General features: G+C 72.0%; 15 protein-coding genes and 3 tRNA genes. 7 read left to right on the plus strand and 11 right to left on the minus strand.

All coding sequences use genetic code 11. The features are described 5' to 3' along the window. Positions 1-9: 9 nt before the first annotated feature. The 4 genes from ACIF80_RS19185 to ACIF80_RS19200 form a co-directional block, all read right to left on the minus strand. On the minus strand, positions 10-1782 hold the full coding sequence (locus ACIF80_RS19185; RefSeq protein ID WP_399805983.1) for an ATP-binding protein: 1773 nt from the start codon (positions 1780-1782) through the stop codon (positions 10-12). Beyond that, entirely contained in the window at positions 1779-2519 is a 741-nt protein-coding gene (locus ACIF80_RS19190) for a response regulator transcription factor (RefSeq protein ID WP_399805985.1), read from the minus strand. The genes ACIF80_RS19185 and ACIF80_RS19190 overlap by 4 nt, the downstream gene beginning before the upstream one ends. Positions 2520-2620: 101 nt before the next feature. Continuing rightward, a complete protein-coding gene (locus ACIF80_RS19195; RefSeq protein ID WP_399805987.1) occupies positions 2621-3604 on the minus strand; it encodes an amidohydrolase family protein in 984 nt (327 codons plus the stop codon). 118 nt (positions 3605-3722) lie between these two features. Then, entirely contained in the window at positions 3723-4622 is a 900-nt protein-coding gene (locus tag ACIF80_RS19200; protein WP_399805989.1) for a DUF2797 domain-containing protein, read from the minus strand. 476 nt (positions 4623-5098) lie between these two features. Between ACIF80_RS19200 and ACIF80_RS19205 the strand changes: the two genes are divergently transcribed. Beyond that, positions 5099-5536 carry a hypothetical protein gene (locus ACIF80_RS19205; RefSeq protein WP_399805991.1) on the plus strand — a complete coding sequence of 146 codons (438 nt, stop codon included), beginning with the start codon at positions 5099-5101 and terminating at the stop codon, positions 5534-5536. A gap of 35 nt (positions 5537-5571) precedes the next feature. Continuing rightward, positions 5572-6120, plus strand: a complete 549-nt coding sequence (locus tag ACIF80_RS19210; RefSeq protein ID WP_388441998.1) for a potassium channel family protein — start codon at positions 5572-5574, stop codon at positions 6118-6120. Between the two features lie 92 nt (positions 6121-6212). Here the strand turns inward: ACIF80_RS19210 and ACIF80_RS19215 are convergent. Further along, positions 6213-6285: transfer RNA gene (locus ACIF80_RS19215), tRNA-Arg, on the minus strand. Between the two features lie 191 nt (positions 6286-6476). Further along, positions 6477-6567, minus strand: a tRNA-Ser gene (locus ACIF80_RS19220). A gap of 488 nt (positions 6568-7055) precedes the next feature. Here ACIF80_RS19220 and ACIF80_RS19225 point away from each other — a divergent pair. Then, positions 7056-11684 carry a PAS domain-containing protein gene (locus ACIF80_RS19225; protein ID WP_399805993.1) on the plus strand — a complete coding sequence of 1543 codons (4629 nt, stop codon included), beginning with the start codon at positions 7056-7058 and terminating at the stop codon, positions 11682-11684. Positions 11685-11805: 121 nt separating this feature from the next. On the opposite strand, the gene ACIF80_RS19230 is transcribed toward ACIF80_RS19225, so the two are convergent. The 3 genes from ACIF80_RS19230 to ACIF80_RS19240 all read right to left on the minus strand — a co-directional run bounded on the left by ACIF80_RS19230 (position 11806) and on the right by ACIF80_RS19240 (position 15204). After that, positions 11806-13461: a long-chain fatty acid--CoA ligase gene (locus ACIF80_RS19230; RefSeq protein WP_399806141.1), complete on the minus strand. Its 1656-nt coding sequence runs from the start codon at positions 13459-13461 to the stop codon at positions 11806-11808. 136 nt (positions 13462-13597) lie between these two features. Continuing rightward, entirely contained in the window at positions 13598-14158 is a 561-nt protein-coding gene (locus ACIF80_RS19235) for a SigE family RNA polymerase sigma factor (RefSeq protein ID WP_384013784.1), read from the minus strand. A 722-nt stretch (positions 14159-14880) separates the two neighbouring features. Next, on the minus strand, positions 14881-15204 hold the full coding sequence (locus ACIF80_RS19240) for a hypothetical protein (RefSeq protein WP_399805996.1): 324 nt from the start codon (positions 15202-15204) through the stop codon (positions 14881-14883). A gap of 359 nt (positions 15205-15563) precedes the next feature. Here ACIF80_RS19240 and ACIF80_RS19245 point away from each other — a divergent pair, with 359 nt between their 5' ends. From ACIF80_RS19245 to ACIF80_RS19255, 3 genes are all read left to right on the plus strand, one after another. Then, positions 15564-16445 carry a bifunctional DNA primase/polymerase gene (locus ACIF80_RS19245; RefSeq protein WP_399805998.1) on the plus strand — a complete coding sequence of 294 codons (882 nt, stop codon included), beginning with the start codon at positions 15564-15566 and terminating at the stop codon, positions 16443-16445. Between the two features lie 121 nt (positions 16446-16566). Further along, positions 16567-16998 (plus strand): hypothetical protein, encoded by a 432-nt coding sequence (locus tag ACIF80_RS19250; protein ID WP_399806000.1) that lies wholly within the window; start codon positions 16567-16569, stop codon positions 16996-16998. A gap of 41 nt (positions 16999-17039) precedes the next feature. Next, the gene (locus ACIF80_RS19255; RefSeq protein ID WP_399806001.1) at positions 17040-17624 is read left to right on the plus strand and encodes a DinB family protein; all 585 of its coding nucleotides are present in this window, start codon (positions 17040-17042) and stop codon (positions 17622-17624) included. Between the two features lie 1518 nt (positions 17625-19142). Here ACIF80_RS19255 and ACIF80_RS19260 read toward each other — a convergent pair. Both ACIF80_RS19260 and ACIF80_RS19265 read right to left on the minus strand, forming a co-directional pair. Then, a tRNA-Ser gene (locus ACIF80_RS19260) sits at positions 19143-19229 on the minus strand. 65 nt (positions 19230-19294) lie between these two features. Next, positions 19295-20908, minus strand: coding sequence for a S1C family serine protease (locus ACIF80_RS19265; RefSeq protein ID WP_399806003.1), 1614 nt, complete (start codon positions 20906-20908; stop codon positions 19295-19297). A gap of 309 nt (positions 20909-21217) precedes the next feature. On the opposite strand from ACIF80_RS19265, the gene ACIF80_RS19270 reads away from it, so the two are divergent. Next, positions 21218-22045 carry a glycerophosphodiester phosphodiesterase gene (locus tag ACIF80_RS19270; protein WP_399806006.1) on the plus strand — a complete coding sequence of 276 codons (828 nt, stop codon included), beginning with the start codon at positions 21218-21220 and terminating at the stop codon, positions 22043-22045. Positions 22046-22059 lie beyond the last annotated feature (14 nt).

A 22059-nucleotide genomic window follows, 5' to 3' on the forward strand; every position in this document is an offset into this window, starting at 1 on the left:
CGACTCTTCTCAAGTCCCCTGTTCCACTCGTGTGTCGAGGCTGTGCCGCGCCTGTGAGTACGCCGGTGGGTACGGGGGCGGACACGGCGCGGGCGCCGGCCGGGGCGCCCGCGCCGACTCCGGTGCGAGCACGGGGTGAGGGGTGGGAGCGGGGTGGGGGGCGAGGGCGGGCAGCCGGAGCGTGAACACCGTCCGCCCCGGCGCGCTCTCGACGGTCACGGCACCGCCGTGCGCGGTCGCGACGGCCTGCACGATGGCCAGCCCCAGACCGGTCGAACCACCACCCGAACCACCGGGCGGACCACCGGCCGAGGCGCTCGCCGAACCACCGGGCGAGGCGCTCGCCGAACCACCGGGCGAGGCACTCGCCGAACCACCGGGCGAGGCACTCGCCGAACCGCCGGGCGAGCGGGTGCGCGCCGAGTCACCGCGCGCGAACCGTTCGAAGACGTGCGGAAGCAGCGCCGGCGGGATGCCGGGCCCGTCGTCCGCCACCTCCACGCACAGCCAGGAGCCCTGCCGCCGCACCTTCGAGGTCACGGTGGTGCCCGGCGGGGTGTGGTGGCGGGCGTTGCCGAGCAGGTTGACGAGCACCTGCTGGAGGCGGGCCGCGTCGGCGTGCGCCGTGGCGGGTTCGTCGGGCAGCTCCAGCCGCCAGTGATGATCCGGGCCGACCGCGCGGGCGTCGCTGACGGTGTCCACGACGAGCGGTACGAGGTCGGTCTCCTCGAACTGCAGGGGCCGCCCGGCGTCCAGACGCGCGAGCAGCAGCAGGTCCTCGACGAGCAGGGTCATCCGGTCCGCCTCGGACTCGATCCGCCGCAGCGCGTGCCGGGTGTCGGGGCCGACCTCCTCCCGTCCCCGCCTGGTGAGTTCGGCGTAGCCCCGGATGGAGGCCAGGGGTGTACGCAGCTCATGGCTGGCGTCGGCGACGAACTGCCGTACCCGCATCTCGCTCGTCTGGCGTGCGTGCAGCGCGCCGTGGACGTGGTCGAGCATCCGGTTCAGGGCGGCGCCGACCCGGCCGACCTCGGTGTGCGGATCGCACTCGGCCTCGGGGACCCGCTCCTCGAGCGTCACCTCGCCGCGGTGCAGCGGCAGTTCGGAGACCCGGGTGGCGGTGGCGGCGACCCGGCGCAGCGGACCGGTCGCGACGCCGACGAGGACGAACCCCGCGATACCGGCCGCCACGAGCCCGGCGCCGGTGACGCTCACCTCGACCAGGATGAGGGTGCTGATGGTGTCGTCGGTGTTCTCGGTCGGCAGCGCGACGTAGAACGTGCCGTTCCGGCCACTCAGGTACTCCACTCGGTACTCGCCCAGGCCGGGGAGTTCCACGGTGTGCGGCTTCCCGTCGCGTGGGACGGCCGCGAGGGCGGTGAGCTGGGCGTCGGTGAGCAGCGCGGCCTCGGGCGTCGTGAACCCGTCCTCCTCCCTCGAGTCGCTGACGATTCCTTCGGTCACCCGGCCGTCCTCGACGGTCGCGCCGACGGTGCCGATCCCCTGCGGGCCCTTGACGACGAACTCGAGCGGGCCCTGTTCGCCCTGGGGCCGCAGGGGCGGCCCGCCGCCCGCGGGCCCTCCGACGGCACGCATCGCCACCTCGTGCAGCTGCCCGTCCAGTTGCTCGTACAGGTGCGACCGCAGGGCCAGCGTCGTCACCGTGCCGATCACCGCGCACACCACGGCGATCAGGACCACGGACGCGACGACGAGCCGGGTCCGGAGCGTGCGCGGTGTGCCCGCTCTCCGCCGTGGACGCGGCCGTCGCCGTCCGCTCACGACACCGCGGGCTTGATCAGGTATCCGGCACCGCGCCGGGTGTGGATCATCGGCTCCCGGCCGGCGTCGATCTTCCGGCGCAGATACGAGATGTACAGCTCGACGATGTTCGCCTGCCCGCCGAAGTCGTAGGACCAGACCCGGTCGAGGATCTGCGCCTTGCTGAGCACCCGCCGCGGGTTGCGCATCAGGTAGCGCAGCAGCTCGAACTCGGTGGCGGTGAGGTGGATGTCCACCCCGTCCCGGGTCACGTCGTGGCTGTCCTCGTCGAGCGTGAGGTCGCCGACGACCAGCATGGACTCCGGCCGGCGGTCGGCCGCGCCGGAGCGCCGGATCAGACCGCGCAGCCGCGCGACGACCTCCTCCAGGCTGAACGGCTTGGTCACGTAGTCGTCCCCGCCGGCGGTCAGGCCCGCGATGCGGTCCTCGACGGCGTCCCTCGCGGTGAGGAAGAGGACGGGCATGTCCTGCTGCTCGCGGCGCAGCCGCCCGAGCACGGACAGGCCGTCCATGTCCGGCAGCATCATGTCCAGGACGACGGCATCGGGCCGGAACTCGCGCGCGGCACGGACAGCGCCCTGTCCGTCGGCCTCACTGCGGATCTGCCAGCCCTCGTAGCGCAGGGCCATGGACAGCAGGTCGGTGATCGACTGCTCGTCGTCCACCACCAGCACGCGGACGGGGCTCCCGTCCGGCCTCAGCAGTTCGGTGCGCCCCTGGGGCGAGGTCGTGGTCATGCCCCACACCCTCGTGGGGACCTCTGAGAGTGCCCTTTCCGAAATCTGTGTTTTCCCTGAGAAATCCTCGGGCCGCTCCTTCGGCGGCCCGGACGCTCTCGTCAGCCGACGGCGCCGCTTCCCCCTCCGTTCCCGTTTCCTCCTCCGTTCCCGCTTTCGTCTCCGTTCCCGCTTTCGTTCCCCCGCAGGCCGAAGAGGCGGGCCGCGTTGTCGTGGCACACCGCCCGCAGCCATGCGGACCCGAGTCCGAGCCGCTCCAGGGCCTGGAGCTGGTGGAGGTACGGGTACGGGATGTTGGGGAAGTCCGTGCCGAGCAGGATCCGGTCGCCGAGGCCGGCCAGCCGGGGCAGGGCCCGCCGGGGGAACGGCGCCATGCGCTCGGCGAAGTCGGTGAACGCCATCGTGGTGTCCAGCCGCACCTCCGGGTAGCGCTCGGCGAGGTCGAGGAAGTCCTCGTACTCGGGCATCCCGAGGTGCGCCACGATCAGCCGCAGCCGGGGGTGCCGGGCCAGTACCCGTGCGATCGGCTCGGGGCCGGTGTACTTGCCGGGCGCGGGCCCGGAACCGCAGTGGATCACCACCGGGACGCCCGCCTCGGCGAGCACGCCCCAGGCACCGTCGAGCAACGCGTCGGCCGGATCGTACGCCCCCACCTGCACATGCGCCTTGAAGACCCGTGCCCCCGCTTCGACGGCGTCCCCGACCAAGCTCTCGGCCCCGGGTTCGGGGAACAGCGTCGCGGTGTGCAGGCAGCCGGGCGTCCGGCGGGCGAAGTCGACCGCCCAGCCGTTCAGCCACCGCGCCATGCCGGGCTTGTGCGGATAGAGCATGGCCGTGAAGGCGACCGCCCCGAACTCCCGCAGCAGCTCGGCCCGTTCCCTCTCCTCCTGCCGGTAGGTGATCGGCCACTCGACCCCGCCGGTCAACGGCCCGAGCGCGTCGAAGTAGGCCCACACCTTGCGCAGCACCCGCTCCGGCATGAAGTGCGTGTGCACGTCGACGAGCCCGGGAAGCCCGAGCCCCTCCCAGAAGCGCCGCACGTCGGCGGCCTCGGCGCGGACGGATTCCGTGAGGTGATGGCTCATGCCGCCACGATCACCCGTGACCCGGCTCCCGGTCCACCCCCTGCCGCCAGGACGGGCCGACACACCGGACGGCCGCCGCACGGGTCACCAACGCCCCGGCCCCGGCCCCGCGAACGGATCAGAACAAGCCGTCCTGCGCTCCCGCCCTCTCCCCGGCCCCCCTGAGCGCCTTGAGCGTCTTGAGGGCCTTGACCGGCACGTCGAACTCCCTCCCCTCCGCCGGAACCAGCCCCCATCCGGGCAGGAACCGCGTATCCAGCACCACCACGCCGCCCGCCGTCGCCAGATGCAGATCGGGCCCGGCGGCGGCCACCAGTTCCCCGCTCACCGCACCCCCGGGAACCAGTTCGCCCACTTCCCCGAACGCGGCCGGCGCCCCCGCCAGCCCGAACACCTCGACATGGTCGACGGGCCGGAACACCTCACGGCCCAGCGACTCCGGCCACCCGGCCAGCGCGACCGCCCGCCCGTGCAACTCCGCCAGCTCGGCAGCCCGTTCGGCCTCCGTGCCCGGAAGTACCGCGCGTACCGCCCGTTTGTCCGCGTAGGGAATCCGGTCGGGCACCCGGAGTGCGGCGCGCAGCAGCTCCTCGGTGCGCCGCGCCGCCATCAGCGGCCCGGTCCCCAGCCAGCTGAAGCAGACCGCCCCCTGCTCCAGCAGCCGCGCCGGGCCTCGCGCCACACCGGTGATCCCGACCTTGACCATCCCGGGCCCGAACCAGGCCAGATAGACGCGGTACGGCCGCGGATCGTCCGCGAGGGTGTCGGCGGCCACGGAGTGCGCCCGGTCCAGCCGCGCGCACTCCTCGCACCGCGCTCCCGTGCCTCGCCCCGGCACCACCGCGCCGAGCGGACACGCATGCCCCCGCGCCCCCACGCATGTCCTCACGCCCCCTTCCACGACCGCGAAGGCCACCCGTTTCCCCCAGGTCAGCGTGCTGTGCAGCCCGCCGTCCCACGCCAGCACGGGACCGCTTGCCGACCACCGCAGCCCCGAGCATCTCCACACCTGTGCCATCTCCGCCGAGCGTAGAGGTCGCCACTGACAACGGGTCGCGCCAAGCCTCAGCACACGGAACCACCGGCACCCACGGCGCCCGGATCCCCAGCACCGTCCCTCGGCACGGGCACGGGCACGGGGACGGGGACGGAGACGCGGGCGCCGGATTCCGCCGCCGTGGTCCGGTGCCGACCGCGGCCCGCCAGCCGGCACCCCAGGCACTCCGGGTGCCCCAAGCACCCCAAGCACCCCAAGCACCCCAAGCACCCCAAGCACCCCGGGTGCCCCTCCCCGGCATCGGGGTCCCCGACCCGCCAGTCCCCCTGCTCCCTCGGCCGCCGTCCTGTCGGCTTGCCCCACCCGGCCAGGTGCAGCACCCAGGTGACGAGGCGCGCGGCACGGCATCCGAGGTGCCGAGCACACCCGGGGGTGCCAACCTGGATGAGGAGACACACCGCTCGGGGACCACTCGGGGCAGCCGAAAGGGCGAGCACATGGCGAGCAACGTCGGTGGAACACACCAGCAGCGGACCGGATGGGAGGCCCAGAGCGCCTGGGCGACGGGCTGGACCGGGGCCGCAGCGGTCCTGATGACGTTCGGCGGGATCATGGCGATCTTCCAGGGCATCGCCGCCATCGCCGAGGACGACGTCTTCGTCACCACCCGCAACTTCACCTACGCGTTCAGCCTGACCGGCTGGGGCTGGATCCACCTGATCGTCGGCGCTCTCATCCTGGCCGCAGGCCTCGCCCTGTTCACGGGAGCGGCCTGGGCCCGCGCCGTGGGCGTCGCACTGGCCGGACTGAGCATGATCGCCAACTTCGTGTGGCTGCCCTACGCGCCGGTCTGGTCGATCGTCCTCATCGTCATCGACGGCTTCATCATCTGGGCCCTGTGCTCCCCACGCCGTGAGACGACGCCCCAGACCTAGGGACGTCCTTCCGCTCCAGCACTCCTCCCCACCCCATGGACAGCAGCCGCACCCGCGAGCCGGCCACGGCACGGAGGACCCTGTGGCGCTGGCTCGCCCAGGCCGCCGCCGCGACCGTCCTGGTCACCGCCTACTTCCTGCTCCCCCTCGACGGCCTGGGCCCTCGACGCCCCGCCCTGAGCTGGACGCTCTTCGGCCTGACCCTGACGCTCATCGCCGCTCTGCTGCTCCAGCAGATCAGCCACGTCATCTTCGATCACCCACACGCCCGGCCCGGACTGGTCATCCCCCTGCTGATGAGCCTGTCCATCCTGGCCTTCGCCACGGCCTACCAGGCCCTGGCCCAAAGCCCCGGCGAACTCATCGGCCTCGACACCCGCCTGGACGCCCTGTACTTCACGATGGTCACCCTCGCCACCATCGGCTACGGCGACATCACCCCGCACGGCCAGACGGCCCGCCTGGTCACCATGCTCCAGATCCTCTACACCTTCATCTTCCTCACCGCGGCGGCCACAGCCCTGAGCCGTCAGCTCCGCACCGCGCTCCTCCGCCGCAGAACCGACCACCACCACAAACCCTGACCCCGCCCGAAGCCACGGGACCGGACCTCGGCCAGCCCTCGCCCCATACGGAAAGAGCCCCGCCGGTTCAACCGGCGGGGCTCTTGTCTCTGTGCACTCGGCAGGATTCGAACCTGCAACCTTCTGATCCGTAGTCAGATGCTCTATCCGTTAAGCTACGAGTGCCTGTTTTTTCAGTTTTCTCGCCGCTCCCGGCCCTCTGCGGGCTCGCTCGCGGCGACAGGAAGAACATTACATGACCGCCGCCGCCATGTGAAATCCGTTTGCCCCACCCCTTGCGACCTGCGGAAACGGCGGCGGAAGGCCGGGCATACGGCGAAGCCCCGGCCGAGTGGGCCGGGGCTTCGCAATCGGTGCGGAGGCGGAGGGATTTGAACCCTCGATGGGCTTTAAGGCCCAAACCGCATTAGCAGTGCGGCGCCATAGACCGGACTAGGCGACGCCTCCGTGCACAACCTTCCGCGCGCGAGCGCGGTTCAAGTGGTGCGTGCCGATGATGACACAGCCGTGCGTGGTGTCACCAATCGCCCCCTACGGTACTAGGCACGACGGCCGCAGAGCAAAGTCCTTCCGTCGGCGTGTGGCGGGCCCGTCGTCGCCTCACCACGAGGACGTACGGGCGTGTGACCGGGACAGTGGTGGCGGGCCGGGGGGATCGGGGGAATGAGGAGGACCGGGGCGACGAGGCGGACCGGGCGGGGCCGGGGCCGGTCCGCGTGGAGGTCCCGCAACGGTTCGGGCCGTGGCGGGGCGGGGCGGGGCCGGTGTCGGCCGGCGGCGGCGTCACAGCACCGTCACGTTACGTGCGACCTCGGTCTCATCCGGCGTCGCGAGCGCAACCCCAGCCCTTAGACTCCCTCCGGTGACACGTTGAGGGCCGGTCGGCAAGATGGCCCGACCGGTCGGCACATCGCGGAACAGGAAGGAAGCGTCTCGTGAGCAGCAGGCCATCCCGAGGCACTGCTCGCCTCGCAGCCATACTGGACGCGCTTCCCGACGCCTTGTTGCTGGTCAACGCCAACGGGACGGTCGTCAACGCCAACACCATCGCCCTCGAGGCCTTCGAGACTCCGGGCACCGCTCTGGTGGGGCGCGGGCTGCTCGACCTGCTGCCGGAGTTCGACTCCAAGCTCATCCCCGGTTCCATGCGCCGGCCCGACCACATCGACCCGCGGGCCCGTACCAAGCCGACGCGGATGGTCGCCCGGCGGACCGACGGGGCCGAGTTCCCGGTCGAGGTCACCAGTGCGAATCTGGAGACCGGCCAGCAGGCCTACGACACTTACGGCTACACCGGTGACGAACTGCTGATGCTCGTCGTACGCGATCTGTCCGGCACCGTGGACACCGAGGCCGAGCTGGCCCGTTCGCAACGGCAGACCGAGATGATCCTGCGGGCCGCCGCCGAGGGTGTCGTCGGGACGGACACCGACGGGCGGATCGTTCTCGTCAACCCGGCCGCCGCCCAGATACTGGGTTACCGGGCCAGCGATCTCGGCGGGCGGGAGCTGCACACCCTCGTCCTCCATTCGCGCGCCGACGGCTCCCCCTTCCCCTACGACGAGTCCCCGCTCGCCGACACCCTGCGCTCCGGGCGCAAGCACCGGGTGCGCGGCCAGGTGCTGTACTCCAAGAGCAACGACAAGGTGTCGGTCGACCTGACGACCGCGCCGGTGCGCGACGGTGATCAGCTCGTCGGCGCCGTCATGACCTTCACCGACCGGCGTCCCTACGACGCGCTCGTCAAGGAGAAGGAAGAGACCGAGCGACAGCACGCCGAGGAACTGGAGCGGATCGCCGAGGAGCACGCCTCCGAGCTCACTGCCCTGCGCCAGGAGCAGGTCCGCGAGCTGGAGGAACTGCGCGAGGCGCACACTGAGGAACTCGCCGCGAACGAGGAGCGGTACGCCGCGCTCGGCGAGCGGGAGAAGGACCGCTTCGAGGCCCTCGCCGGCCGGCACGAGCAGTTGCTGACCCTGCTCGGGCAGTCACTGCGGGGCCCGCTGGAGGAACTGCGCCGCGACCTGGCCGCACTGGCCGCGGACGACGCCGGGCAGCTGTGGCCCGAGGCCAACCAGGTGCTCCACCACCTGTCGGCCGGCTACTCCCGGATCACCACCCTCATCGACAACGTCCTCGGCTTCCAGCGGCTCGACGCCGGGACGGGCGGCATCACTCGTACGAAGGCGATGCTCGACGCCGTCGTCGCCGCCGGTGTCGACGGGGCCGTGGAACTCATCGGGCCGGGCCGGGTCCAGTTCGCCGTGCACGCGCCGCCCATCGAGGCCGAGGTCGACTCGCGGCTGCTCGCCACCGCCCTCGCGCATCTCGTCGCGGATGTCGCGGGCGTCGACGCCACCGGCAGCAGTCCCGTGTCGGCGGGCGGTTACCTGGACAACACGGTCGTGGTCGCGGCGGCACAGCGCGGCGAGGTCGTACGGATCGAGGTGCGCGGGCCGTACAGCGGCGGCGATCCGGTGCACGAGCCGATCGTGCGCGGGATCGTACGGGCGCACGGAGGTGTGCTGCAGACGCACGAGGTGCCGGGAATGAGCGGCAGCGCGTTCGTCCTCGAGGTGCCCATCGGAGCCGGTGCGGGTGCCGTCGCCGCAGGTCAGGCGAGTTCCCAGCTCGCGTTGCCCGCCGGGGTGCCGGCGGGCGGGGCGCCGGTCGAGGCACCGGTGCCGGGAGTGGTGCCGACCGAGGAGGCCGCCGCTGTCGCGGGCGGTCAGCAGGGTTCCGGCGGCGGACGGCGCAGGGCCCGGCGGTCCTCGGTGGACGCCTTCCTGGAGAGCGAGGTGCCGGGGCCGGACGACGCTTCCGGCGCCGGTACGGAGACCGCGGCGCCCACCGGACGGCGCAGGCGCCGGGCGGCCTCGGCGGCCGCGGAGCCCGCGCAGATTCCGGCTCAGGCGTCCGGTGAGGACGCGGTGGCGGTGTCGTCCGGCGGGACCGGACGGCGGCGCGGCCGGCCGGCCGAGAGCGCGGAGTCCGCTGCCCCTGCCGTCCCGGGCGCGGTCGCCGGTGCGATCGGTGCGGCCGGCTCCGTGGGCGGCGTGTCCGAGGGGGCCGTTGTCACGGCCGCCGAGTCCGCGGCGGGGTCCGCCGCCTCGAACACCGGGCTGGGCGGGACCGTACCGCCGCAGGGCGTACCCGTCCCGGCGGGGGGACAGCGTGCCCGGCAGGTCTCCGGTGAGCAGCACGCCCTGCCGCCCGCGCTGCCCGCGGTGGGCAGCGGGGACGGAACGGCCGGTGCCTTCCAGACGCAGGAGCAGGAGCAGGGTCAGCAGACTCAGACGGCCGGGCGACGCCGGCGTGCGCTGGCGGCGGCCACCGAGCGGGCGGCGGCGCAGGAGGCCGCGCCCCGTACGGTGTTCGCCCTGCCGCCCGCCGAGGCGGACCAGGGAGAACAGATCGGGGCCGCCGGAGCCGTCAGTGCGGTCGGACAGGGCCAGGCGCAGGGCTCGGCGCCCATGGTGGTGCCCGGACCGGCCACTGCCGGTGACGCGCTGATCGACGGGGGGCGCCATGACGCCGTCCCGCACGACCAGCCCGACGATCACACCCCTCCGCAGCCTCATCCCACCAGCGCCCCGACGGGCCGCCGTCGGCGGGCCGCGGCCCAGCCTGCCGAGCAGGGCACGGTCCCTTCGCCGGCGCAGGCCGCCCAGGCCCAGGCACAAGCCCAGGTGCAGGCACAGGCACAGGTTCCGGGGGGTGCGGCCGGAGGTACCGCTCAGCCGGTTCCCGCACCGGTGGCGCCTGTGCCGGGGGCCGTCCCGGAGGGCGCCCCCGTACCGCCGCAGGGAACGGCCCTTCCGGCGGCCGTCCCGCCGCAGGGCGTGGCCGGACAGGGACAGCTGCCTCAGGCGCAGGTTCCGGCACCGGCGGCGGCGCCCCACGATCAGCTCCAGTCGGCCCCCGCCGGGCAGCCGTTGCCCCAGCCGGCAGTGCTGCCGCCCGCTGCCCAGGCGCAGGCGCAGCCCGTCGCTCCGGTGGCGGAACAGCCCGTTTCCGCGGCCCAGCCGTTGCCCGCCGAGGCCGTGCCCGGTCAGGTGGCTCCGGCCCGGGGCACTCCGTCCGCGCAGCCGCCGTGGCCCGCCGCCGGTGACGCCTCCGGCGCCGGAACTCCCGTGCCGCCGCAGGGTGCTCCCGTTCCGCCGAACGGCATGCCGATGCCGACACCCGCGCCGGCCACCCCGCTGCCTCCCGAGAACGCGGCGGCACCCTCACAACGGGCCGCTCAGCCGCTCCCCGTCGAGACGTCGGCCCCGGTGGCTCCGTCGGCCCCGTTCACTCCATCGGCTCCGGTGGACCCGAACTCGACCCAGGGGCGTGCGTTCAGCGTGCGCACGCTGGGGCAGGGTGTGCCGTTCACCCGGCAGGCCGCCCAGGTCCAGCAGCCGCTGCCGTCGGCCACACCTCCCCCGCACCAGCCGGGCGGCTCGGGCCGCCGCCGCAAGCTCGGTACGCCCCCCGACCCGGCCGCGGGCCAGGAGCAGAGCGCGCAGCCGCACGCGACGGCCGGATCCGCCCTCACCCAGCGGCAGGCCCAGGCAGCGACCCAGGCCCCTCGCGCCCAGGCACCCGCCCGACCCCAGGCGCCGGCACAGACCCCACCGCCCCAGCAGCCCCAGCAGCCCCAGCCTCAACCCCCGTCGCAGCCCCAGGCACAGCCACAGCCTCAGTCGCGGCTCACGCCGACGACCGAGGGAACGGGACGCTCGTACGCGATAGGAGCGCCGGACGCGGACGCGGCCGAGGGACCCGAGCCGCTGGACGGTCCGGGCGGGGCCGTCGAGGTGGCGGACCCTCCGCGTCCGCAGCCGATGGACGACGAACTGCCGCCGGAGCCCCTGGACAACCCGCGCCGGCTGCTGGTGTGGCCCGCGCCGGACGTCGCCACGCAGCAGGCGTTGAGCGACCGCGGCTACCGGCCGGTGATCGTGCATTCGCGCGAGGAGGTCGACGCCCAGATCGCGGCGTTCCCCGCCGCGCTGTTCGTGGACCCGCTGACCGGTCCGATCACCCGTACGGCGCTCCAGTCGCTGCGGACGGCGGCGGTGGCCGCCGAGGTGCCGGTGCTCGTCACGGCCGGGCTGGGGCAGGCCTCGCGCGATGCCGCCTACGGCGCCGACCCCGCCGTCCTGCTGAAGGCCCTCGCGCCACGGGACAGCGAGCAGCATCCACCGCGGGTGCTGCTGATCGAGGAGCACGCGGAGATCGCGCTCGCGCTGACCGGGACGCTGGAGCGGCGGGGAATGCAGGTGGCGCGGGCCGCCGGCGACGCGGACGCCGTGGCGCTCGCGGGGCAGTTCCGGCCGAACCTGGTGGTGATGGACCTGATGCAGGTACGTCGTCAGCAGGCCGGAATCGTGGACTGGCTGCGGGCGAACGGACAGCTCACCCGGACCCCGCTCGTCGTCTACACCGCCGCCGTCGACCAGGGGGACCTGCCACGGCTGGCCTCCGGCGAGACGGTGCTGTTCCTCGCGGAGCGTTCCACGAGCGACGAGGTGCAGGACAGGATCGTCGACCTGCTGGCCCGCATCGGCACCAACTGAGCCGCGCCGCGCCCGTACCGAGGGAACCGCGCCCCGGGCGCACGACGGGCCCCGCGTGCGGCCGGCCTGGTGACCGGTGTACGCGGGGCCCGTCACAGCGTGTCGGAGGGCGTCGAGCGGGTCAGAGCTGGGTGATGTCCAGCGTGCCCTCGGCGTACTGCCGGCGCAGCACTTTCTTGTCGAACTTGCCGACGCTCGTCTTCGGCACCGACTCGATCACCGTCCAGCGCTCGGGCAGCTGCCACTTGGCGATCCTGCCCTCGCCGGCGAGGAAGTCGCGCAGGGTGTCGAAGTCGGCGGTCGAGCCCTCCTTGAGGACGACCGTGGCCAGCGGGCGCTCGCCCCACTTGTCGTCCGGGACCGCGACGACGGCGGCCTCGGCGACGTCCGGGTGGGACATCAGGGCGTTCTCCAGCTCGACGGAGGAGATCCACTCGCCGCCGGACTTGATGACGTCCTTGGCCCGGTCGGTGAGGGTGAGGAAGCCGTCGGAAGAGATCGTGCCGACGTCGCCGGTCTTCAGCCAGCCGTCCTCACTGAACTTGTCGGCGGGACGCAGGGGTTCGGCGTCGGTGCCGTTGTAGTAGGCGCCGGCGATCCAGGGGCCGCGCACCTCCAGCTCGCCCGCGGACTCGCCGTCCCAGGGGAGCCGTTCGCCGCCGGGGCCGGTGAGCCGGGCCTCGACACCGGCCGGGAAGCGGCCCTGGGTCAGACGGTAGACGAACTCCTTGTCGGTGCCCACGGCGTGGGCCGGCGGGCGGGCGATGGTGCCGAGGGGGGAGGTCTCCGTCATGCCCCAGGCGTGGCAGACCCGCATGCCGAGTTCGTCGAACGCCTCCATCAGGGAGGGCGGACAGGCCGAGCCACCGATGGTGACCTGGGTGAGGGAGGAGACGTCGCGCGGCTTGGCCAGCAGTTCGGCCAGCAGCCCTTGCCAGATGGTGGGGACGGCGGCGGCGTGGGTCGGACGCTCGCTTTCGATCATCTCGGCGAGCGGCACGGGCTGCAGGAAGCGGTCCGGCATCAGCATGTTGACGCCGGTCATGAAGGTGGCGTGCGGCAGACCCCAGGCGTTGACGTGGAACTGGGGGACCACGACCAGCGAGGTGTCCTCGTCGGTCAGGCCCATCGACTGGGCCATGTTGACCTGCATCGAGTGCAGGTAGATCGAACGGTGGCTGTAGACCACGCCCTTGGGGTCCCCGGTCGTGCCCGAGGTGTAGCACATGGCGGCCGCGGCACGCTCGTCCAGCTCGGGCCAGTCGTAGGCGGTCGGCTTCCCCGCGATCAGGTCCTCGTACTCGTGCACCCGCACCTGCGCCTGCGCCGCGGCATCCGTCAGCGCGGAGCGGTCCCCGGCGCCGGACACGACGACGTGCTCGAGCGACTTCAGGTGCGGCAGCAGGGGGGCGAGCAGCGGGATCAGCGAACCGTTGACCAGGACCACCCGGTCGGCGGCGTGGCCGACGATCCACACGAGCTGCTCGGGCGGGAGGCGAAGGTTCAGGGTGTGGAGCACCGCGCCCATGGAGGGAATCGCGAAGTACGCCTCGACATGCTCGGCGTTGTTCCACATGAGGGTGGCCACGCGCTCGTCGCCGGACACTCCGAGGTCCTCGCGCAGCGCGTGCGCCAGCTGCGCCGCGCGGGCGCCGATCTCCGCGTAGGAACGGCGGTGCGACTCGCCGTCGCCGGTCCAGGTGGTCACCTGTGACGTGCCGTGGATCGTCGATCCGTGGGCCAGGATCCTCGAGATCAACAGCGGTACGTCCTGCATCGTGCTCAGCACGGCGTCCTCCCGGGCGACATTGCCTACGCGGCGGTAACGGATGTGCTGATTCTGCGCACATACCGCGCGGTATGTCACTAGAGGAACGGATGATCGATCACGTATCGCGAAACGACATTTCGGTTCAGGACCGAACAAGCCCCAGCTCAGCGTCATCCCGCAGCTTGCCGAGCGCTCGCGACACGGCTGATTTCACCGTACCCACCGATACGCCGAGCACCTCGGCCGTCTGGACCTCGCTGAGGTCCTCGTAGTACCGCAGGACGACCATGGCGCGCTGTCGCGCGGGCAGCCGCATGATCGCCCGCCACATCGCGTCGCGCAGCGCCTGCTGCTCGGCCGGGTCGTCGGCGGCGGACACCGGGTCCGGCTCGGGCAGCTCCTCGCAGGCGAACTCGTCCACCTTGCGCTTGCGCCACTGCGACGTCCGGGTGTTCAGCAGCGCCCGGCGCACATAGCCGTCGAGCGCGCGATGGTCCTCGATGCGCTCCCAGGCGACATACGTCTTGGCGAGCGCGGTCTGCAGCAGGTCCTCCGCGTCGCTCGGGTTCCCGGTCAGGGACCGGGCGGTACGCAGGAGCACCGGCTGGCGGGCCCTCATGTACGACGAGAACGACGGGTACGGGAGGGTCTGCGTCACTGGAGCAGCGGCATTCGAAGCGCTGGTGCAGACGGGTGTGGTCATGGCTCAACGCTATGAGCGGGGCACGTTCGGCAAATCGGCCACAAGTCCCGAAGCCACGTCCCTCTCAGGTTGTAGGGGTAGTGCCTGCTCCACCTCCTGAGGGTGGAGGAGCGGTGGAGAGCCACTGCGGGTTCACCCCTGGGGGAAACACACCGGCACCTCGAGGCCTCGCCCGTTCCCGGCGCGACACCGGCTCCCTCCCGCCCCCACCCGTCCGCCACAAGGATCAGCCCGAGGCCGGCACGCCCCCGCCCGCGTCCCCGCCCCCCGCTCTTGCCACCCTCGCCGGCCCTGCCGCCCCTGGGGCCGGTTCTCCTTGCGCGGCCGACGAGGCCTCCCGCCCCTCGCACGGCTTCGGCCGCACCTCGACAAGCACATCGGCCGGCCACCCCGGCTCCTCCCTCGCCTCCGGCTTCCCGCTCACACAGCCCCTCACCGCCGCAGCACCACCTCCCCCTTGCGTCCCCCTTGCGTCCCCCCTGCGTCCCCCTTGCGTCCCCCTGCGTCCCTCCGAGAGATCCCCTGATCGCCCGTCGGGTATCACCTCCTCTCAAGGCCGCCCCCCGCAGACGCACGCACACGAACCGGCCGCCCCCGCCCCGGTCAACAAGCACGGCCCCGCGAGGCGTGTGCCCGGCGGCGCCGAAGCACCGACGTGCACACGCCTTGCACCCCACAAGGCACACCCCACACGCCGTCAGGGGGCCGTCGGCCCCCTCACCTCACCACAGCGGGGTGAAGTTGATCGCCACGTTGTCGTTGCCCTGATTGACGGCCGTGAACGCGGAACCGTTGACCTGGGCGGTGTTGCTCTGGTTCGAGGCACCGGAACCGACGGCCTGCTGCTGCGTGGTGGCCGAGTTGCCGAAGTTGTCCCCGCCGACGCCGCTGCCGACCACACCCGCCGTGGCACTCGCAGCCGTGGCACTCGAACCGTTGTCCGCGAAAGCGCCGTTGTCCGCCGCCGCAACGCCGGTGAAGAGGGCTGCCGCGAGCGGAAGAGCGGAGACGGCGGCGATGACGCGGACGGTACGGATGCTTGCCATGTTGTGTTTCCTCCAAAACCAAGGACGCACCGGTTCATGACCGTGTGTGCCCGATCTACGGCTGTCACCAGGGAAGTTGGCCGACCGCCCCGGGCTGCTCTCGACGTCGCAAGATCAAGCTTGCCCACCGGATCCCCGTGAACCACCCCTGAAGCCGTCATTCGCACGCAAGCGTGAGGACAAGTCGATAAACCCCCACTCACCCCCCAATCCACCCCCTCCCTCCGGCAAGGAACCCTCCGCGCCAAGCCCCGCAAGAGGCGAAGCGTTCCAGCACATTTCTCGCCAACCACCCGAACCCCGGCGCGTCGCCTCGACCCCCTCTTCCCTTATTCGAACATGCGTACGAAAATAGAGGCATGGCCACCACCGACCGGCAGGCCACGACACTGGCCCTCGCACACGCCCTGTCAGCCGCCGAGCGCGGACTGGCCGTCATCCCGCTGTCCCGGACGAAACTCCCCGCACTGCGTTCCCCGCACCGCGACGGAACCGATCCCGGTCCCGGCCCCACCACGCGCTGCCGCGGCGAGTGCGGCCGCTTCGGACACGGTGTCCACGACGCCTCCACCGACCCCGCCCGCATCCGTGAACTGTTCGCCGCCGCCCCCCGGGCCACCGGTTACGGCATCGCCTGCGGCCTGCCCCCGCACCACCTCATCGGCGTCGACCTGGACACCAAGACCGACAACGACTCCTCCGCCGCTCTGCGCGAACTGGCCCTGCGCCACCTGTTCACGATCCCCGCCACCATGGTCGTCCTGACCCCCAGCGGCGGCCGTCACCTGTGGCTCAGCGGCCCGCCGGACGTCGCCGTCCCCAACTCCGCGAGCCGACTCGCCCCCGGCATCGACATCCGGGGCGCCGGCGGCTACCTGGTCGGCCCCGGCTCCCGCACGGACCACGGCACGTACACCACCGCCCCCGGTACCGCACACCTCGTCCCCGCCGCATGCCCGCCCGCCCTCCTGCAGCTCCTGCTGCCGCCGCCCCGTGCCCACCACCCCACGCCCCCGCCGGCCGGCGGCCATGGGCAGGGGCTGGTCCAGTTCGTCCTCGCGGCGCACGAGGGCCAGCGCAACACCCGCCTGTTCTGGGCGGCCTGCCGCGCCTACGAGGACGGCATCGGCCCCGCCCTGGCGGTCCCCCTGCTGGAGGCGGCCCTCAACACGGGCCTGTCCGAACGCGAGGCCCGCGCGACGATCGCCTCGGCAGCCCGCATGACGGGCCACCACCCCTGACGGCACCACACGGCCCGCCCCCTCTCCTCTCCTCCCTTCTCCCCTCCGCCCCTCCCCCAGCCCTTCTCCGCCCGACGAAAACCGAAAGCCCCGAATGCACCACCGCCCTAGAGTGCCGACCATGTCACTCGCGCGCGTCGTCCTCGCCTCGGGCCGCTCGGTCGACCTCTCCGAGCTGCGGATGTCGTCGACGTACGGCGGCATGCTCGAGGGCTACCCGTGCAAGCCCCTCAACGACCGGAAGATCACCTCGGCGCTGCGGTCCGCCGAAGACGCCTTCCCCGGAACCCCGGTCCACCTGGTTCCGCCCCCGCGCGAGCGCCCCGACCAGTACGCCGGCGCCTTCGGCCCCGTGGAGGTCATGCCCGCCGTGACCTGCCTGGGCCACTTCCGCTCCGAGGCACTCGACCCGGCCCACGACCGAGCCCTGTACCGCTCCCGCCTCACCGTCGTCTGGTTCCAGCCGGCCGCACACGTGCCGTCGGGCCACGACACGGAACCCGTACTGCGGGAGGTGTCCTGGGAGCAACTCGCCCAGGACATCGAGATCTGACCACCCGTACCGCACACATCGCGGAAGGCCAAGGAACCTCAATGAGCACCCCCGACCCGAGCACCCCGGAGCCGAGCACCCCCGGCCTCACCGCTTCCGGTTCCTCACCCGTCTCCCGGACACAACTCCTGCGCTGGCAGTTCGACCTGACCTGGTCGCTGTTCGAGTACCACCTGGAGCGGCTGGAGCCGGACGATTTCCTGTGGGAGCCCACCCCTCACTGCTGGACGCTGCACCGCTCCGCCGACGGAACCTGGGAACCGGACTGGGCCGAGACCGAGCCCGACCCCGTCCCCGTCCCCACCATCGCCTGGGTCAGCTGGCACATCGGCTGGTGGTGGAGCGTGACCCTGGACCACACGCGCGGGCGACAGCCCCGGGAGCGGGCCGACATCACCTGGCCCGGCGAAGGAGCGCCGACCGTCCAGTGGCTGCGCGGCCTGCGGACGGAGTGGCAGACGGTCCTGGACAACCTCACCGACACCGATCTGGACGCCACGGCCCCGTTCCCCTGGCCGGGCGACCCGGCGCACACCGTGGCCCACACGATCGCCTGGGTGAACACCGAACTCCTGAAGAACGCAACGGAAATCGGCCAGCTCCGCCTGCTGCGAGCGGCCTCCTGACCGCAGAGAGCCCGCATGCCCCGGCTCAGGACAGAGCCGACGGCCCCTTCGCTCCCGACGCGCTTCTCGGCCGGCCGGACATCGGTATTGCCGGCCTTCCATGCGTGCGGTCGTCACGGTGATTCGCGCAGGCCGATACGGCACATCCCTTTGTGGCTTTCCCGTTGCCGGCATGCCGCCTGATACGATCCGTGATCGTCTCGTCACCCACTGTAAGGGTATGGAAATGATTCGTCGCACCGCCATTGTTCTCGCCGGCCTTGTCACCGCGGGACTCTTCGCCATGGGTACCGCAGTGGCCGCACCCACGGACTCGGCACCCCAGGAAAGCTCACAGGGAAATGCTGAGCTCGGCCCTGCGGGTGGCGTTCTCGGCTCCCTCATCGGCGGCGTCAAGCAGACATTGGGCCAAGGCCTCTGACGCCACCTCGGCAGCACCGAAAGCGGTGGCCGAAAATATTCCGGATCCCGCGTGCGCACGCATTGCCTCACCCGCGGGAGTGCTATCCGGAGCCATTCCGGTGCGCCGCCCAAGGAGAACGCCACTGGTCTCCCAGCGTTGACCATTCCAGCGCCCGCCCCGCCCCACCGGGTGGCCAGGTGACACGCCCACCGGGCAGCGCCTTGTGGGCGTGGGGCACCTCGTGGCGCTCTTCGGCTGACTGTGCTCGAGCTGCCGAAAAGCCCTCTTCCATGCCGGCGCGTCGGCCAACTCGCTCAATCCGTCACCCCGTTCGCAGCAGACCGATCACGCCAACGGATGGAACAGGTGGTCAGGAAGCCATTGTGGGGCGAGTCCCCCCCCCAATCATGGCTCACCGTCGGACTTCAACGGACAGGCCCACAGACCGCCCGACTCGCCATCGACTTACGGGCCATGATCACTCGCCCCAAGGCAGCTCCACCAACCGCACGTGATGGGCGGGGGGCGGGGCTGAGCGCCCGTCGTCCAATTAAAGGCGGCCCGGATTCCGGAAGCGGAATCCGGGCCGATGTCTTCATCCGGGCCGATGTCTTCATCACGGCGTTTCGGAACAGTCCTGGGAATCATGGGAATCAGCGGCGCAACACACTCACCACCGCCTTGGCGAATCGACCGAGAGGTGGAAACAGCGCGGCAGGAGCAGCGTTCGCGCCGGCGTGGACGCGTGGGAAGTGTTGCGCCGGGCAGTCGCTCCGCAATCGACTCGGAAGACGACGTGATCGTCCCACCAGGGGCCCACAGAAGATGGTTCGCCCGTCACGGAACAGTCCGAGCCCTCGGGGCACGGGCGGCGTCGTGGAACCCGCCGCTCCCCACGAGATCGTCCGCAAGGTGCCGGTCGGTCGCCGGCCGGCCGCATCCGGCGCCCGTCGCCGATGTCCTCACACGGTCGTCCGTGCGTGCCCCGGACCGTGCCCCTTCCGCGCCCGGTCGAGCGGAGACCACGGGCAGAGACGGTGAGCAGCGGGCAGCAGGCAGCAGAACGGCCCCTGACCGTAGGACCTGGCCAGGGGTCGTTCTCACTGCTCATCGCGCGGAGGCGGTGGGATTTGAACCCACGGTGACATCGCTGCCACGACGGTTTTCAAGACCGTTCCCTTAGGCCGCTCGGGCACACCTCCCCGCGCTCGCCGGATGATCGGCGGCGCGGGGACAAGGGTAACGGGTCGGTGCGGCCGGGGTGGGGTCAGCTGTCGCCGACGCGGGAGCCCAGGGTGAGTTTCGTGGTCTGTTCCTTGCCGCCGCGTTCGTAGGTGAGGGTGACCTCGTCGCCCGGCTTGTGGGTCCAGATCTCGCCGATCAGGGTCGGGCCGGAGTCGATGACGCGGTCGTCGAGCTTGGTGATGACGTCACCGGGCCGCAGACCGGCCTGGTCGGCGGGACCGTCGGGGTCGACCGACTCGGAGCCGCCGGCACCCTGCTCGGTGATCTTCGCCCCGCCCGTGCCTTCCTCCAGGGAGACCGACGCGCCGATCTTGGCGTACACCGGCTCGCCCGTCTTGATCAGTTCCTGGGCGACGTACTTGGCCTGGTTGATCGGGATGGCGAAGCCCAGGCCGATGGAGCCGGACTGGCCGGTGCCGAAGCCGCCGTTGCTGGTGGACTGGATGGCGGAGTTGATGCCGATGACGTTGCCCTGGGCATCCAGCAGTGGTCCGCCGGAGTTGCCCGGGTTGATCGAGGCGTCGGTCTGCAGGGCGCTCATGTACGAGGCCTGGCTGCCGGTGCCGTCGCTGGAGGCCACCGGGCGGTTCTTCGCGCTGATGATGCCGGTCGTCACCGTGTTGGACAGGCCGAACGGGGCGCCGATGGCGATCGTCGAGTCGCCGACGGCGACCTTGTCGGAGTTGCCCAGCGTGAGGGGCTTCAGGTTCGAGGGAGCGTTCTTCAGCTTGATGACCGCGACGTCGTAGCCCTGGGCGTGACCGACCACCTCGGCGTCGTACTTCTTGCCGTCCGGGAAGGTCGCCGCGACCTTCCCACCGTCCACGGCATCCGCCACCACGTGGTTGTTGGTGACGATGTGCCCCTGGGTGTCGAACACGAACCCCGTGCCGGTGCCGCCCTCGCCGCTGCTGCTCTCCGCCTCGATGGTGACGGTGCTCGGCAGCGCCTTGGCGGCCACCGCCGCGACCGTGCCCGGGTCGCGCTTGACGTTGCCGCCGCTGGTGGACGACGAGACGGTCGTCGAGCCGTTGCCGTCGTCGTTGTTCTTGGCCAGCGTGTAGCCGAGGCCGCCGCCCAGGCCGCCGGCGACCAGTGCGGCCACCAGGACGGTGGCGACCAGGCGGCCGCGCCTGCCGCCCTTCTTCGGCGCCGGCTCCTGGTACGAGGAGCCCCATCCGGCCGCACCGCCGCCGGCTCCCTCACCGGCGCCGCCACCGTCGTACGACGGGGTGCCCGGCGCCGGGGGCGGGGGCCAGGAGGCGTCGGGCGGGGAGGCGGCTCCCGCAGGGGCTCCCACCGGGGCTCCCGGCGGAGGGCCGACGGGGGGCTGGTCCTGGGCGCCGTAGCCTCCCTGGCCCGCGTGGGCGGCCGGGGCGCCGTGTCCGGCCGGCTCGCCGTATCCGCCGTGGTCTCCGCCGCCGCCGTATCCCGGGTAGGGCGACGCACCGTGGCCCTGTGCCGTACCGGGCGCGTTCGGCGGGACCGGGGGCAGGGGGGTCGTCGGACTGCCCCCGTCCGGAGCCGGGCGCCCCGGATGCGCCTGAGCAGCGGGAGCGTCCACCGGCGTGGGCGGTACGGACGGGGCCGGGGGTACCGATGCGCCCTCGTTTGTGCCCTCGTTCTCGGTGCTCACAGCTCTCTCTCCTCGATCCACGGCTGTTGTTCCAGGTCGCACTCGGTCACGCTCATTCACGCTCGATCACGCGTGTCGACGAGTCCGGCGCGCTTCAGCTGTGCATGTCTCTTTGTATGACGTCAGCTTTTCCCATGGGCCGTCAGGGCACCATAAGCCGTTCCTGTGGGTGCGAGACCATCCCTTACATAGGGCATTACTCACTAAGGGTGCACCAATCCCATGCCTCCGGTCAGGCGTCCGCGTCGCCCACCCCCTCGACACCCATGCGCTCGCACAGGTACCCCCACGCGATGGCACCATGACGCCGTGACCCCTGCACGTCAGCGCCCGCCCCAAGTCGTCGCCCACCGCGGAGCCTCCGAGGACGCCCCCGAGCACACCCTGGCCGCGTACCGCAAGGCGATCGAGGACGGTGCGGACGCACTCGAATGCGATGTACGGCTGACCGCGGACGGCCATCTCGTCTGCGTCCACGACCGTCGCGTCAACCGTACGTCCAACGGCCGCGGGGCGGTGTCGGCGCTGGAGCTCTCCGATCTGTCCGCCCTGGACTTCGGCTCCTGGAAGACCCGTGACCCACTCGGGGGACGGGCCGAGGAGCCCGACTGGGAGTACGGGCCGGAGGACCGGGAGGCGACCTCCGTCCTCACCCTGGAGCGGCTGCTGGAGCTCGTCGCCGACGCCGGCCGCCGGGTGGAGCTGGCGATCGAGACCAAGCACCCCACGCGGTGGGCAGGGCAGGTGGAGGAGCGGCTGCTGCTCCTGCTGAAGAGGTTCGGCCTGGACGCGCCCGGCACCCCCGAGGAGTCCCCGGTACGCGTGATGAGCTTCTCCGCGCGGTCGCTGCATCGTGTGCACGCCGCCTCGCCCACCCTGCCGACGGTCCACCTCATGCAGTTCGTCTCGCCCCGCCTGCGTGACGGGCGGCTGCCGGAAGGGATTCCGATCGCGGGGCCCTCGATCCGGATCGTCCGCAGCCACCCCGCGTACATCGAGCGCCTGAAGCGGTCCGGCCACCAGGTGCACGTGTGGACCGTGAACGATCCCCGGGACGTGGACGCCTGCGTCGGTCTCGGGGTCGACGCCATCATCACCAACCGCCCCCGCGCGGTGCTCGACCAGCTCGGCCGCTGAGCGGGACGGGGCGG

The organism is Streptomyces sp. NPDC085927 (assembly GCF_044540975.1).
GTDB classification, from domain to species: domain Bacteria; phylum Actinomycetota; class Actinomycetes; order Streptomycetales; family Streptomycetaceae; genus Streptomyces; species Streptomyces hirsutus.

What these genes read in the sequence shown, in the direction of transcription:
- ACIF80_RS19190 (WP_399805985.1), bottom strand. Translation starts at nt 2,519, where the DNA reads ATGACCACGACCTCGCCCCAGGGGCGCACCGAACTGCTGAGGCCGGAC.
- ACIF80_RS19195 (WP_399805987.1), bottom strand. Translation starts at nt 3,604, where the DNA reads ATGAGCCATCACCTCACGGAATCCGTCCGCGCCGAGGCCGCCGACGTG.
- ACIF80_RS19200 (WP_399805989.1), bottom strand. Translation starts at nt 4,622, where the DNA reads ATGGCACAGGTGTGGAGATGCTCGGGGCTGCGGTGGTCGGCAAGCGGT.
- ACIF80_RS19205 (WP_399805991.1), top strand. Translation starts at nt 5,099, where the DNA reads ATGGCGAGCAACGTCGGTGGAACACACCAGCAGCGGACCGGATGGGAG.
- ACIF80_RS19210 (WP_388441998.1), top strand. Translation starts at nt 5,572, where the DNA reads ATGGACAGCAGCCGCACCCGCGAGCCGGCCACGGCACGGAGGACCCTG.
- ACIF80_RS19230 (WP_399806141.1), bottom strand. Translation starts at nt 13,461, where the DNA reads ATGCAGGACGTACCGCTGTTGATCTCGAGGATCCTGGCCCACGGATCG.
- ACIF80_RS19235 (WP_384013784.1), bottom strand. Translation starts at nt 14,158, where the DNA reads ATGACCACACCCGTCTGCACCAGCGCTTCGAATGCCGCTGCTCCAGTG.
- ACIF80_RS19240 (WP_399805996.1), bottom strand. Translation starts at nt 15,204, where the DNA reads ATGGCAAGCATCCGTACCGTCCGCGTCATCGCCGCCGTCTCCGCTCTT.
- ACIF80_RS19245 (WP_399805998.1), top strand. Translation starts at nt 15,564, where the DNA reads ATGGCCACCACCGACCGGCAGGCCACGACACTGGCCCTCGCACACGCC.
- ACIF80_RS19250 (WP_399806000.1), top strand. Translation starts at nt 16,567, where the DNA reads ATGTCACTCGCGCGCGTCGTCCTCGCCTCGGGCCGCTCGGTCGACCTC.
- ACIF80_RS19255 (WP_399806001.1), top strand. Translation starts at nt 17,040, where the DNA reads ATGAGCACCCCCGACCCGAGCACCCCGGAGCCGAGCACCCCCGGCCTC.